This is a genomic window from Clavibacter californiensis (assembly GCF_021952865.1).
Classification (GTDB): domain Bacteria; phylum Actinomycetota; class Actinomycetes; order Actinomycetales; family Microbacteriaceae; genus Clavibacter; species Clavibacter californiensis.
The window spans coordinates 701,079-714,473 of record NZ_CP040792.1; the positions used below are offsets into that span (position 1 = coordinate 701,079).

Annotated in this window: 11 protein-coding genes; 6 read left to right on the top strand and 5 right to left on the bottom strand. The window is 72.6% G+C overall.

From position 1 onward, the window contains the following. Positions 1 to 160: 160 nt before the first annotated feature. The gene (locus tag FGD68_RS03665; protein ID WP_104236940.1) at positions 161 to 1,102 is read right to left on the bottom strand and encodes a ferritin-like domain-containing protein; all 942 of its coding nucleotides are present in this window, start codon (positions 1,100 to 1,102) and stop codon (positions 161 to 163) included. A 227-nt stretch (positions 1,103 to 1,329) separates the two neighbouring features. Beyond that, the gene (locus FGD68_RS03670) at positions 1,330 to 1,872 is read right to left on the bottom strand and encodes a hypothetical protein (protein WP_119372683.1); all 543 of its coding nucleotides are present in this window, start codon (positions 1,870 to 1,872) and stop codon (positions 1,330 to 1,332) included. 254 nt (positions 1,873 to 2,126) lie between these two features. On the opposite strand from FGD68_RS03670, the gene FGD68_RS03675 reads away from it, so the two are divergent. Then, complete coding sequence (locus FGD68_RS03675; RefSeq protein WP_119372682.1) at positions 2,127 to 2,519, top strand: hypothetical protein; 393 nt, start codon at positions 2,127 to 2,129, stop codon at positions 2,517 to 2,519. A 98-nt stretch (positions 2,520 to 2,617) separates the two neighbouring features. On the opposite strand, the gene FGD68_RS03680 is transcribed toward FGD68_RS03675, so the two are convergent. From FGD68_RS03680 to FGD68_RS03690, 3 genes are all read right to left on the bottom strand, one after another. Next, positions 2,618 to 5,803, bottom strand: coding sequence for an alpha-mannosidase (locus tag FGD68_RS03680; protein ID WP_119372681.1), 3,186 nt, complete (start codon positions 5,801 to 5,803; stop codon positions 2,618 to 2,620). Positions 5,804 to 5,870: 67 nt separating this feature from the next. Next, positions 5,871 to 7,214: a 6-phospho-beta-glucosidase gene (locus tag FGD68_RS03685; protein WP_119372680.1), complete on the bottom strand. Its 1,344-nt coding sequence runs from the start codon at positions 7,212 to 7,214 to the stop codon at positions 5,871 to 5,873. Continuing rightward, complete coding sequence (locus FGD68_RS03690; protein ID WP_237609795.1) at positions 7,211 to 7,957, bottom strand: DeoR/GlpR family DNA-binding transcription regulator; 747 nt, start codon at positions 7,955 to 7,957, stop codon at positions 7,211 to 7,213. Before FGD68_RS03690 ends, FGD68_RS03685 begins: the two co-directional genes overlap by 4 nt. A 206-nt stretch (positions 7,958 to 8,163) precedes the next feature. On the opposite strand from FGD68_RS03690, the gene FGD68_RS03695 reads away from it, so the two are divergent. The 5 genes from FGD68_RS03695 to FGD68_RS03715 all read left to right on the top strand — a co-directional run bounded on the left by FGD68_RS03695 (position 8,164) and on the right by FGD68_RS03715 (position 13,276). Further along, entirely contained in the window at positions 8,164 to 9,201 is a 1,038-nt protein-coding gene (locus FGD68_RS03695) for a carbohydrate kinase family protein (protein WP_237609796.1), read from the top strand. A 76-nt stretch (positions 9,202 to 9,277) separates the two neighbouring features. Then, positions 9,278 to 10,564, top strand: a complete 1,287-nt coding sequence (locus tag FGD68_RS03700) for an ABC transporter substrate-binding protein (protein ID WP_119373836.1) — start codon at positions 9,278 to 9,280, stop codon at positions 10,562 to 10,564. Next, positions 10,561 to 11,595 (top strand): carbohydrate ABC transporter permease, encoded by a 1,035-nt coding sequence (locus FGD68_RS03705; RefSeq protein ID WP_394803976.1) that lies wholly within the window; start codon positions 10,561 to 10,563, stop codon positions 11,593 to 11,595. Before FGD68_RS03700 ends, FGD68_RS03705 begins: the two co-directional genes overlap by 4 nt. Then, positions 11,592 to 12,515, top strand: coding sequence for a carbohydrate ABC transporter permease (locus FGD68_RS03710; RefSeq protein ID WP_043585709.1), 924 nt, complete (start codon positions 11,592 to 11,594; stop codon positions 12,513 to 12,515). Before FGD68_RS03705 ends, FGD68_RS03710 begins: the two co-directional genes overlap by 4 nt. Beyond that, entirely contained in the window at positions 12,512 to 13,276 is a 765-nt protein-coding gene (locus FGD68_RS03715) for a glucosamine-6-phosphate deaminase (RefSeq protein ID WP_104236930.1), read from the top strand. The genes FGD68_RS03710 and FGD68_RS03715 overlap by 4 nt, the downstream gene beginning before the upstream one ends. Positions 13,277 to 13,395: the final 119 nt, after the last annotated feature.

Consider the following 13,395-nt stretch of genomic DNA (forward strand, 5'->3'; position numbering starts at 1 on the left):
CATCCTCCGTCCTGCGCGACCGGGATCAGATCGCGTGTCATGGAGTGGACGTTCCCGGCGGCGCGTTCGTCACGCTTCTCCCGGTGGTCCCGCCTCCACCGGTCGGGCCGGATGCGGCCGGCCGGGACGCCCAGACGGCGTCCCGGCCGGCGCGCTCCCGTCAGTTCGCGGCGCTCGTGGTGATGCTGCCGTTGATGCCGGCCGGGTAGAACCCGCCGCGGTTCACGGCCTTGCTGTTCAGGTACACGATGTTGAGCACCTGGCCGGTCGTCCGGCTGAACGCGATGCTGTTCGCGTCCGTGGGCACGAGGTTCGCGCCGCCCGAGACCGTGATGCCCTGGTCGAGGTCGGTGCGCCCGTCGAGCGAGTCGCGCGCGTTCGAGATGGCGTTGGCGGGTGCCGCGAGGCCGCGGGCGAACAGCTGCGAGCGGATGATGCCCGCGTGGTACGCCTCGACCGCGAGGATGCCGGCGGCCGCCTCGAGGTAGGTCTTGTTCGTGATGAGGGGCGCGGCGCCCTTGTACGCCGTCACTCCGACGTCCTCGAAGATGAACGAGGCCAGCAGGAAGTTCTCCTGGTTGGCGAACGCGTCGAAGGTCTGGGTGCCGCTGATGAGGCCGGCGGCGCGGGCCGCGGAGGTGAACGCGGCGTCCAGGTTGATCGCGGGACGCGCGACCCGGGCGGAGCCGAGCGCGGCGCGCAGGAACTTGACGTGCGCCTTCTCGTCCTGCGCGATCTCGTACGCGTACTGGCGGATCGCGTAGTCCTGGAACTGGACCGCGCGGCCGCCCGTCACGGCGCCCAGGGTGCCGACGCCCGTGGTGTCGTTCGGGACGAGGCCGTTGCCGGTCACGGCGCGGAGGTAGAACTCGGCCTCGAGGTACTCGAGGTTGAGCGCGAAGTTGAGGACGGCGGCGTCCGTGACGGCGCCCGCATCGGCCTCGGCCTGGGCGTCGGCGGCCTGGGCCCCGGTCGCGGGGATGAGGGCAGCGGCGCCGACGCCGAGACCCGCGACGCCCGCGGCGCTGAAGAAACGACGGCGATCCAGGGGCGACTGCGCGCTCCGGTCGATGGCCTGGGTGATGAACTTCCTGTCGAACATGGCACGCTCCGAGGAGGTCGACGGTGCGCATGGCTCGTCCATGGGCATCCGCGGTGCTCACGATCCGCCGCTCTCGCGTCGTGCACAATGCCTTTGCCCCCGCCAGACGCTGGGATCCGGCCTGCCGGCTACCGGTATGCGGAGCCAGGCCCCGCGTCCGGGGGTGGCGCCCGACAGCACGACGGCGGAGCGCCCGTGAGCACCCCGCCGTCGTCCGTGCGTCGCGACTAGCTGCGGAAGCGGTCGACCCAGCCGGCGATCGGGCGCTGCTGCTCGCCCTGCTGCGCGGCGAGGATCACGAGCACCGCCGTGAGCGCGGGGATCGCCCACTGCAGCGCCTTCTGCTGCTTCTGTGCGCTGGCCAGCTCGTCCGAGACGCCGGTGCCGGGCTCGGTCGTGCCCCGAGGTGCCTCGTCCGCGTGCTTGGCCATGCGTCCGCCGACGAGGGCCGAGTACAGCGTCGTGCCGGCGGCCGCGATGGTCAGGACGGCCTTGACCTTCGTGTTGGTGCGGGCCTCGCCCTGGGCGGCGAGGCGGCCCTTGTTCGCGTAGATCAGACCGAGCCCGCCGACCGCGTGGGCGCCGAGGGCGGCGAGCTGCACGGGCGCCCACTTCGCCCAGCCGATGGAGGAGAGGCGCAGGCGCTCCTGCGGCTGCTTCGCGGCGGCCGCGGCGCCGTTGAGGCCGACGGCGCCCATGAGGGATCCGCCGAACCAGGCCGCGAGGCCGAGGTCGTGCATGCTCCTGATGACGGTGTTGCGTTCTGACATGGTGCTTCTCCCGAGTCGTCTCTCCGAGACCGCCAGCGGGGCGGCCGGTGCGTGTGCTGTGGACGCTACGCCCGGCATCGAGCAGTGTGCAGGGTTCGGCCGATGCCCAGGGGAGCGCATCCGGAGGGGACCGGCCATGGACGTCAACGGATGCTGGGAGTCGTCGCCCGCGGCCTTGGCGCTCTCCCTCCCGCCCGGTTGGCTGGACGCTAGCCCGTCGCGCGGCGGGCCGACGACACGAGGGGACGGCTGCCATGGGCAAGGCCTGGATGGTGATGGTCGCGGCGGTGCTCGGCGGCCACGGATTCGTGGGGCTCTTCATCGAGGGGTCGCACATGCTGGGGGTGCTCAACGTCGACTTCCTCCTCGACGCCCTCTACCTGCTGAGCGCGGTCGCCCTGCTCGTCGCCGGCACCCGGCAGCTCGGCCCCGGCGCGATCCGCGCGACGCTCGCGGCGTTCGGCGGCCTGTACACGCTCATGGGCGTGCTGAGCCTGCTCGATCCCCGGCTCGGCGGCCTCGCGCCCACCGGCTTCACGATCGTCGACGACTTCCTCTTCTTCGGGATCGGCCTCTCCGGCCTCGCGCTCGCGCTCACGCCCAGCTCGGCAGAGCCGCTCACCACGGGCGGCAAGCCGCTCAACTAGCGCGACCGCGACCGCGACCGCGACCGCGACCGCACGACGAACAGGGCGCGACCCGGCACCTGCCGGATCGCGCCCTCGTCGCGTGAGCGGATCGCGCGTCAGGTCCGGTGGATCCGCACCGTGATCACCTGGAACGCCCGCAGCACGAGCCGCACGCCGCGGCCGTCGGCCTCGGGATCGAACGCGATCGAACGCGGGAAGCCCGCGCCGAGCGGGCGCTCCAGCACGTCGACCTCGGTGAAGCGGTCGGCGGCGAGGTGCGCCTCGAGCCGGGTGGCGGCGCGCGCGCCCGTGGACTCGTAGAGCCGCACGATCACGTCGCCCGAGCCGTCGTCCGCGAGCTTGAGCGCCTCGATCCGGACCGTGCCGCCGTGCACGGAGACGAGGCCAGCGGCGGTGGGCAACGAGGACGGGACGACCTCGGCGGACGCGGGCGCGGATCCGACCGCGGCCGGCGCCGCCTCGGCCGTCTCACCGGGCCGCACGACGCGCACGGGCAGGTTCTGCTCGAGCCCGGCGTCCACCGCGCCCTCGATGCCGACGCCCGGCACGAGCGCGTACTCGAACCGGTGGTGGCCGATGTCCTGCACCGGGTCGGGGGAGCGGGCCGCCCGGACCAGGCTGATCCGCAGCTCCGTCTCGACCTCGCCCGTCGCGCCGACCGAGCGCGTGATGTCGTGCCCGTAGCTGCCCGCGTTGGTGAGCGCGACGCCGTAGCCGGGCTCCTCGACGTGCACGAAGCGGTGCGCCATGACCTCGAAGCGCGCCTCGTCCCACGACGTGTTCGTGTGCGTGGGCCGGCGGACGTGCCCGAACTGGATCTCCGCGCTGTGGTGCTGCGCGTGGATCGTGAGCGGGAAGGTCACCTTGAGGAGCTTCTCGTCCTCGAGCCAGTCGAGTTCGGCCGTGGCGTGGATCCGCGCGTCGTCGGCGTGCAGCGACACCCGCTGCACGACGCGCGAGCGCCCGAACTGGCGGACCACCTCGACGGTCGCGCGGAGCTCCGAGTCCTCGACGAGCTCGACCGACGCCGCCTCGACGAGATCGGTGCGGCTCGCGCGGTAGTGCGCGTCCACGTCCCAGGCGTCCCACGCCGTGGGGATGTCCTCGTGGAGCTGGAGCAGGTTCGCGGCGCGGCCGGCGGGCACGAGCTCGCGGTCGGCGTGCCGCAGGTCGACGATCGAGGTGATGAGGCCGCGAGCGTCGAGCGTGACGCGCAGCAGCCCGTTGTCGAGGACGGTGCCGCCGTCGGCGCGCGTCGTGGCGACCGGCGAGACGGGCTCCACCGCGACGAGCGGCGCGATCCCGCTGCCCGGCACCGCGACGAGCGCGAGCGCGGATCCGTCGGCCGCCTCCACGAGCGCCGTGCGCGCGTGGCCGGTCGAGTTCACCGCGAACGCGCCGGATCCGTCGCCCTCGCCGTCCGCGACCGCCTGCGCCGTGACCCGCGCGATGGCGTCGGCCACGAGCGCGTCGAGCTCGGCGAGGCTGCGGGCGTAGTCCTCCTCGTTCTCCCGGTGCACCCAGGTGATGGAGGAGCCGGGGAGGATGTCGTGGAACTGCTGCAGCAGCGTCTGCTTCCAGAGCCGGTCGAGCGCCTGGTACGGGTAGTCGGCGCCCGTGCGGACGGTCGCGATGGTCCACCACAGCTCGGCCTCGCGCAGGCGGTGCTCGGCCTGGCGGTTGCCGCGCTTCTCGCGGGCGTGCGACGTGAACGTGCCGCGGTGCAGCTCGAGGTACAGCTCGCCGACCCAGACGGGCGCGTCCGGGTACTCGGCCTCGGCCTTGCGGAAGAACTCGTCCGGGTGCTCCACGATGACCTTCGGCGACCCCTCGAGGTCGGCCGTGCGGCGCTGGCGCTCCATCATGTCGCGCGTGGGCCCGCCCCCGCCGTCGCCGTAGCCGAAGGGCGCGAGCGACATGGTCGCGCGGCCCTTCTCGCGGAACTGCCGGACGGCGTGGTGCGTCTCCTCCGCCTCGAGCGTGGAGTTGTAGGTGTCGATGGGCGGGAAGTGCGTGAAGATCCGCGACCCGTCGATGCCCTCCCAGAAGAAGGTGTGGTGCGGGAACGTGTTGGTCTGGTTCCAGGAGAGCTTCTGCGTGAGGAACCAGTCGAGGCCCGCCAGCTTCGCGATCTGCGGGAACGACGCCGTGTAGCCGAACGAGTCGGGCAGCCACATGCCGTGGGTCTCGACGCCGAGCTCCTCCTGGAAGAAGCGCATGCCGTGGGTGAGCTGGCGGATCATCGCCTCGCCGCCCGGCAGGTTGCCGTCGGGCTCGATCCACATGGATCCGACCGGGTACCAGGTGCCCGCGGCGATGGCCTCCTTGATCCCCTCGAACACCGTCGGGTAGTTCTCCTTCACCCAGACGTACTGCTGCGCCTGCGAGCACGCGAAGCGGAAGTCGGGGTACTGCTCGGCGAGCCGGAGCACGTTGGAGAAGGTGCGCGCGGTCTTGCGCTTGGTCTCGCGGATGGGCCAGAGCCAGGCGCTGTCGATGTGGGCGTGGCCGACGCCGCTCAGCGTGTGCGCGCTCGGGACGGCGGGACGCGAGAGCACGTCGGCGAGCTCGGCGCGGGCGGCGGCCGCGGTGCCGACGATGTCGTCCATCGCGAGCACGTCGAGCGCGCGCTCGATGGCGCGGAGCACCTCGTGGCGGCGGGGCTCGGTCTCGGGCAGCTCCATCAGCAGCTGGTACAGCACCTCGACGTCGAAGCGGAGCGCCCACACCTCGGGCTCGAACACGGCGAGCTCGGCCTGGCGGAAGCGGTAGATGGGCTCGGCGGGCGCGGTGGCCTTGTCGCCGTACGGGGTCGGCACGAACTCGTTCACCAGGATGTCCGGGTTGCCGGCCGCCTCCACGAGGAAGCGCACCTGCTCGCCGCCCGCGGCCTCGTCGGCGAGGCGCACGTAGGTGTTGCGCGGGTGGATCCCCTTGACAGGCACCCCGTCCATCGTGTGCACGAGGCACTCGGCCTGGTTGCCCGGCCAGTCGCCGATGAACCCGGGGTCGATGAGCAGCTCGACCGTGCGGCCGGCCCACTCGGCGGGGACCTCGCCGGTCACCTCGAACCACCACGTGGACCAGGCGCGGCCCCACGGCTCGCCGAGCGCGAAGGGCGCGTACTCCTGCCGCATCGCCTCGGCGACGGGCACGGGCTCGTCGGGCGCCATCCACGCGCGGAGCGTCACGGGCGTCTTCGCCGAGTACACGGCGGGGGTGATCCGCTCGTCGAGCGCGCGGAGGATCCGCTCCTGGACGAGCTTCTGGTTCTGGTGCATGGGGTGTCCTTCGGGAGGTCGGGATGCAGGCAGTCGGGCGGTCGCGCCGGGCCGGGAGGGCCGCGCGTCAGCGGAGGTAGGAGAGCGCCGGGAACGCGTGCATCGCGTCCTCCAGCAGGCAGCGCGCGACCGTGACGGAGTCGACGAGCGGGTGGTGGGCGAGGGCGCGGACGGCCGCGGCGCGGGAACCGCCGACGCCGGCCTCGATGGTCTGCCGCTCCACGTACTTCGCGTTGGTCACGAGGCCCACGCCGAAGTCGGGCAGCTCCGTGCCCGCGACCGGATGCGCGCCCGACGCGTCGACCACGCACGGCACCTCGACCACGGCGTCCGCGTCGAGCGCCGCGAGGGTGCCGCGGTTGCGCACGTTGAGGATCAGCCGCGCGCTCTGGTCGTACGCGATGCCGCGCATGAGCGCGATCGCGACGTCCTCGTAGCCGCCGGAGACGAGGTCGTCCTCGTCGCGGTCGCCCATGCCGGCCGACTGCCGGTTCGTGGCCATGTAGGTGGTCTCGCGGTCGAGCCGCGTGCGCTCCCACAGCGCGAGCGCGGACACGTCGTGCCGGTGCTCGAGCTGCTCGTAGAAGCGGCCCTGCTGCTCCACGAGGAAGCCGCCGCGGGTCTGCGCGGCGAGCTGGTCGGCGTGCAGCACCTCGCGGCGGAAGTAGTAGTAGTGCAGGTACTCGTTCGGCACGGCGCCGAGCTCGGTGACCCACTCGGCGCCGAAGAGGCGCCCCTCCTCGAACGTGCCGATGAGGTCGGGACGCGCCATGAGGTCCGGCAGCACGTCGCGGCCGTCCACCCGCAGGCCGCGCAGCCAGCCGAGGTGGTTGAGGCCCGCGTAGTCGATGACCACGTCGTCGCCCTGCACGCCGAGCGCGCCGAGCACGCGGCGGGCGAGGCCGATGGGGGAGTCGCAGATCCCGATGACGCGGTCGCCGAGCACGCGCGACATGGCCTCGGTGACGACGCCCGCCGGGTTCGTGAAGTTGATGACCCAGGCGTCGGGGGCCCGCACGCGGATCCGCTCGGCCAGGTCCATGACGACCGGCAGCGTCCGCAGCGCGTAGGAGATGCCGCCATAGCCGACGGTCTCCTGGCCGATGACGCCGTGCGCCATGCCGAGCCGCTCGTCGCACGAGCGCCCGGCCATGCCGCCCACGCGGATCGCCGAGAAGACGAACGCGGCGCCCGCGAGCGCCTCGTCGAGGTCGGTGTGCAGCGTGATCACGGGGGCGTCCGCGTAGGACGCCGCCTGCTCGGCGAGCACGCGCGCGACGGCCGTCAGGCGCACCTCGTCGGTGTCGTAGAGGGCCACGTGGTCGACGCGGCCGGCCTCGTGGTCGCGCAGCAGCGCCGAGTAGACGAGCGGGACGCGGAAGCCGCCCCCGCCCAGGATCGTGAGCCTCATGCGACGGTCACCGACACTCCCTTGTCCGCGAGGCCCTGCGACACCCGCTCGTGCGGGGCGGCCTCGGTGATCAGCTGCGTCAACGACGCGGTGGGGGCGACACGGCCGGCGCCGGTGCCCGGGAACTTGGAGGAGTCGGCGAGCACCGTGACCCGGTCGCTCATCTCGGCCATCGCGCGCTTGATGGGCACCTGGGCCATCGTCGTGTCGCGCAGGTCGCCGTTGTCGGCGATGCCGCTCACGCCTACGAACGCGTGGTCGGCGTGCAGCATCCGCAGGCTCTCGGCGGTGAGCGGGCCGGACACCGAGCGGTAGACCGGATCCCAGTCGCCCGGCAGCAGGATGAGCCGCACCGACCGGTCGTCGCGCAACACGTCGAACGCGGCGACGTTGGCGGTGATCACCGTGACGGCCCGCCCGCGCAGCTGCTCGGCGAGGTGCAGCGTGGTGGTGCCGATGTCGAGCACGACCGACTGGCCGTCCTGGATCTGCGCCGCCGCCGCCCGCGCGATGCGCTCCTTGGCCTCGCGGTTGACCTGCTCGACCTCGGCGAAGGGCGCGTCGACCTCCACGAGCACGGCGCCGCCGTGGGTGCGCCGGAGCGCGCCCTGCTCGTCAAGGCGGGCCAGGTCGCGGCGGATGGTCGCGTCGCTCGTGCCGGCGGCCTCGGCGAGCTCGGCGACCGTGGCGCTGCGGGTGGCGCGCAACCGGTCGAGGATCACGAACTCTCGGGCGTCTCTCATGAAGTGAACATTAGCGCGCAGTTTCAGTCAGAAACAATCTCGTAATGGGCAAGGTCTTCCATCCATGTGCTCACATGGGCTAGAAACGTCACTACCGGTCGGCGGGCACCCGTCGACCTCGTCCCGCTGGCAGCGTCGCCGTCGGCGGACCCGCACCGCTCGCCGCCGAGGCAGCGTCGCGGCCCACCCGAAGGAATGAGGTCCTCGTGCCCGCAGCCACGCGTACCGACCAGGCTCCCGCCGACCAGCAGCCCGCCGACCGCACCCCCGCCGGGCTGCTCGTCGTCGGGCAGCTCTTCGCGGACGTCGTGTTCGGCGAGCTGCCGGGCGGACCGCGGCCGGGCCACGAGATCTGGACGTCGTCGTTCGGGCACGGCCCCGGCGGCATCGCGAACTTCGCGGTCGCCGGCGCGCGCCTCGGGGTGCCGACCGCCGTCGCCGCGGCCGTGGGCACGGATCCCTTCTCCCTCCTGGTGCGCGCCGCGCTCGCCGCCGAGGGCGTGACGCTCGACCACCTCGTGACCCTCGACGACTGGTCGCTGCCCGTCACCGCGTCGCTGGGCTACGACGACGACCGCGCGCTCGTCACGGGCGGCGTGCCCTGCCCGCTCGACTCCGACGAGCTCGTGCCCGGGGAGGTGCCGGCCGCCGCCGCGGCGCTCGTGCACCTGGATCCGCACCGCAGCATCTGGATCGGGCGTGCCGCCGCCGCGGGCACCGACGTCTACGCCGACGTCGGCTGGGACCCGTCCGAGCGCTGGGACCCCGCCATCCTCGACCAGCTCGACGACTGCCACGCCTTCATCCCCAACGAGCTCGAGGCCGCGGCGTACACGGGCACCGGCTCGGCCGTGCAGGCCGCCCGGGCGCTCGCCGCGCGCGTGCCGCTCAGCGTCGTGACGTCCGGATCCCGCGGCGTCGTCGCCGTCGACGCGGCCCGCGGCGAGGAGGTCGTGCGGCCCCCGCTCGCCGTCCGCGCGATCGACGCGACCGGCGCGGGCGACGTGTTCGGCGCGGCGCTCGCCGCATCGGCCCGGGCGCCGTGGACGCTGACCCAGCGCGTCGACTTCGCCTGCCTCGTCGCGGGGATCACGGTCACGCGTCCCGGCGGCGCCTCCGGGGCCCCGCGGCTCGACGAGCTCGTGCCCTGGCTGCGCGCGCATCCCGAGGCCGCCGAGCCCGGCCGCTACGACTACCTCGCCGACGCCCTCGACCATCCCGACGGCGCCCGCCTCCTCGCCTGACACGGGCCGCCGAGCGCGGCCCACCCCTCCGACACCCGCTCCCGACACCCTGATCCCCACCGAATCGAGAACCACCATGTCCCTGCCCCCCACCCGCCGCTCCCGCGCCCGGCGCATCGTCGTCGGCGTCGCGACCCTCGCGCTCCTCGCGCCGGTCCTCGCCTCCTGCTCGTCGTCGTCGGGATCCTCGGCGGGCGGCCAGCTCGACCTGTGGATCTGGCCGGACGGCCTCAGCCAGACGGTGCTCGACAAGGTGCCGGCCGAGGTGCCCGGCACGACGCTCAACGTGTCCACCATCGGCGGCGACTTCAAGCAGAAGCTCGTCACCACCTTCACGGGCCGCTCGGGCCTCCCGTCCATCACGGGCGTCAAGGGCGAGGACATGCCGTACTTCCTCAGCGAGGACGGGCTCTTCGAGGACCTCGACGAGCTGGGCGCGAAGGACGTCACCGACCAGTACCCGGCGTGGAAGCTCAAGGAGGCGACCACCAAGGACGGCCAGCTCATCGGCCTCCCCATCGACATCGGCCCCACCGCCCTCTACTACCGTGCGGACGTGTTCCAGAAGGCCGGCCTGCCGAGCGATCCCGCCGACGTGGCGAAGGCCACCGCCACCTGGGACGACTACTTCGCGTTCGGCAAGAAGCTCAAGGCCGCGACCGGCGGCGCGATCTTCGTGGACGCCTCCGACGTGTTCACCAAGTCGATCGGCCAGGGCACCACGCGCTTCGTCGATGCCGACGGGGACTTCACCGGGGACAGCGACGAGATCAAGGCCGCGTGGGACCGCGCGGTGCTCGCGTACCAGGACGGCCTGACCGCGAACGTCACCGACGGCAGCCCGGACTGGGCGTCCGCCATCAGCAACGGATCCCTCCCCGCGCTCCTCGGCGCCTCCTGGTATCAGGCCGACCTCAAGAGCGCGACCGCGGACACCTCGGGCGACTGGCGCGTGGCGCCCATGCCCGGCGGACCCGCGAACATCGGCGGCTCGTTCCTCTCCATCCCCGCCGGCACCAAGGACCCGCAGGCGGCCTTCGCCGTGATCAAGGACGTGCTGAGCGAGGACAACCAGGTCACCGCGGACGCCGACAAGGGCATCTTCCCGTCGGCCACCGCCGCCTACGACTCCCCGGAGCTGCAGAAGGGCGACGAATTCTTCGGCGGCCAGTCGACCGTCGGGATCTTCGCCGACGCCGCCGCCACGATGCCCACCGCATACACGAGCCCCTACGACAACCAGGTGCAGGCCGCGTTCGTCACCGAGCTGCAGAACGTGACCTCGCTCGGCAAGGATCCGGACCAGGCCTGGACCGACGCCGTCGCCGCCGGCGAGGCCGCCCTGAAGACCGCGAAGCAGTGATCCCCGTCGCCGTCCGCCCGGGAGGGCGCCCACCCGCGCCATCCCGGGCGGGCGCGGGTCCCTCGGGCTCCGCGCCGTCCCGGGCGGGTGCGGGCACCCGCGGGCTCCGCCGCACGTGGCCGTACTACGTCGCGATCGCTCCGTTCTTCGTGCTGTTCGCGATCTTCGGCCTCTTCCCGGCGCTCTACTCGCTCGTGCTCTCGTTCCAGGACTGGAACGGGCTCGGCACGGCCGAGTGGGTGGGCCTCGCGAACTTCCAGGCGCTCGCGGCCGACGGCACGTTCTGGCTGTCGATCAAGAACACGCTCGTCATCTTCGCGCTGTCGACGTTCCCGATGATGGCGATCGCCGTGGTCGTCGCGGCCATGCTCAACTCGGCGAAGCGGCTCAGCACCTTCTACAAGATCAGCTACTTCGTGCCGAACGTCACGAGCGTGGTCGCGATGGCGGTGCTCTTCGGATCCATCTTCGGCGACAGCTTCGGGCTCGTGAACGCGGGCCTCCGCGCGATCGGGCTCGACGGGGTGGCGTGGCTCTCGACGCCGTGGGCGATCCAGGTGACCATCGCGATCCTCATCACGTACCAGTGGACCGGCTACAACGCGATCATCTTCCTCGCGGGCATGCAGGCCATCGGCACCGAGGTCTACGAGGCCGCCAAGCTCGACGGCGCGGGCGCCATCCGCACCTTCTGGTCGGTGACGCTGCCGCTGCTGCGCCCCACGATCCTCTTCGTGCTCGTGGTCTCGACCATCACGGGCCTGCAGAGCTTCACCGAGGCGCAGGTGCTCACGGCCTCCTCCAGCACGACGAACCCGAACTCGGGCGGCGCGGGCCAGGCCGGCCTCACGACCGTCCTGTACTTCTACCAGCAGGCCTTCAACTACAACCGCTTCGGCTACGGCGCCGCCATCGCGTGGGGCGTGTTCCTGCTCGTGGTGATCTTCTCCATCATCAGCTTCCGGCTCGGGTCGGAGAAGAAGGAGAAGGCCGTGCGCGCGCCCGGCACGAGGAAGGGGCACCGCGCATGAGCGCCACCGTCCACGCCGCGGGATCCGCCGCGGCCCGGGTCGCCGACCAGGCATCAGGGCGGCCGCGCGCCGAGCGCACCGGCCGGCCCGCGGGTCGTCGCCAGCTGCCGCCCGGCCGGGTGATCCTGCACGGGATCCTGTTCGCCGGATCCATCGTCAGCCTCTTCCCGCTGTACTGGCTCGTCGTGATGGCGAGCAACACCACGAGCGACATCTACAAGTCGCCGCCCGTGCTCGTGCCGGGGCCGTACCTGTGGGACAACATCCAGGCCGTGTTCCGCACGATCGACTTCGGCGGATCGCTCATGAACACCGTGATCGTGGCGGTGTCCGTCACGGTGCTCGTGCTGTTCTTCGACTCGATCGCCGCATTCACGTTCGCGAAGTACGAGTTCCCCGGGCGGCGTGCGCTGTTCGCGCTGCTGCTGGTGACCTTCATGCTCCCGGCGCAGCTGTCGGTGATCCCGCAGTTCGTCACGATGATCAACCTCGGCTGGGTCGGCCAGCTGCAGGCGCTCATCGTGCCGGCGGCGGCGAACGCGTTCGGCATCTTCTGGCTGAGGCAGTTCATCATCTCGAGCGTGCCGGACGAGCTCATCGACGCGGCCCGCATCGACGGCGCCGGGTTCTTCCGGCAGTACCTCACGGTGTGCCTGCCGCTCATCCGGCCCGGCCTCGGGTTCCTCGGGATCTTCACGTTCATCGCCGCCTGGAACGACTACCTCTGGCCGCTCATCGTGCTGAACGACCCGGGCACGCTGACGCTGCAGGTGGCGATGAGCCAGCTGAACAGCGCCCACGGCAAGGACTACGGCATGGTCATGGCCGGCGCGCTGCTCGCGGTGATCCCGCTCATCGTCGTGTTCCTCATCGGCGCGAAGCAGTTCATCGGCGACATCGCGAAGGGCGCGCTGAAGTGACGGCGGCGTCGACGCGGCCGCCGCGGATCGTTGCCGTGGACGACCAGGCGGCCCTCGGCGACGCCGCGGCCGACGTGGTGCAGGCGTTCCTCGGCGAGGACCCGTCCGGCGTGCTGGGGGTCGCGACCGGATCCAGCCCGGAGCCGCTCTACGCCGAGCTCGACCGGCGGCACCGGGAGCGCGGCCTCGTCACCGACGGCCTCTCGCTCGTGGCGCTCGACGAGTACGTGGGTCTCCCGGCCGGGCACCCGCAGACGTACCTCGCGTTCGTGCTCGCGCGCATCGCCGAGCCGCTCGGCGTGCCGGGCGCGCGCGTGATCGTGCCGGACGGCACGGCGGCCGACCCGCGCGAGGCGGCGCTCGAGCACGAGCGGCGGATCCGGCGGCTCGGCGGCGCGGGCCTGCAGATCGTGGGCATCGGCGCCAACGGGCACCTCGGCTTCAACGAGCCGGGCTCGCCGTTCGACGGGGTCAGCCGCGTGGTGCGCCTCGCGGAGGGCACGCGACGCGACAACGCGCGGTACTTCGGCGGGGATCCCCGCCGCGTGCCGACGCACGCCATCACGCAGGGCATCGCGACGATCATGACGGCCGGGCGGATCCTGCTGGTCGCCTCGGGCGCGCGGAAGGCCGACGCGCTCGCGGCGGCGCTCGCCGGACCGGTCACGGAGGACGTGCCCGCCTCGATCCTGCAGCGGCACCAACGCGTGACCGTCGTCGCCGACCGGGCCGCGCTCGCGGGGCTCGTGGCGCTCGCCTGACCCGCCCCGCCCCGCACCGCACCGCTCCGCACCGCAACGCACCGCACGGCACCGCTCCGCACCGCACCGCACCGCTCCGCACCGCAACGCAACGCACGGCACCGCTCCGCTCCGTACCG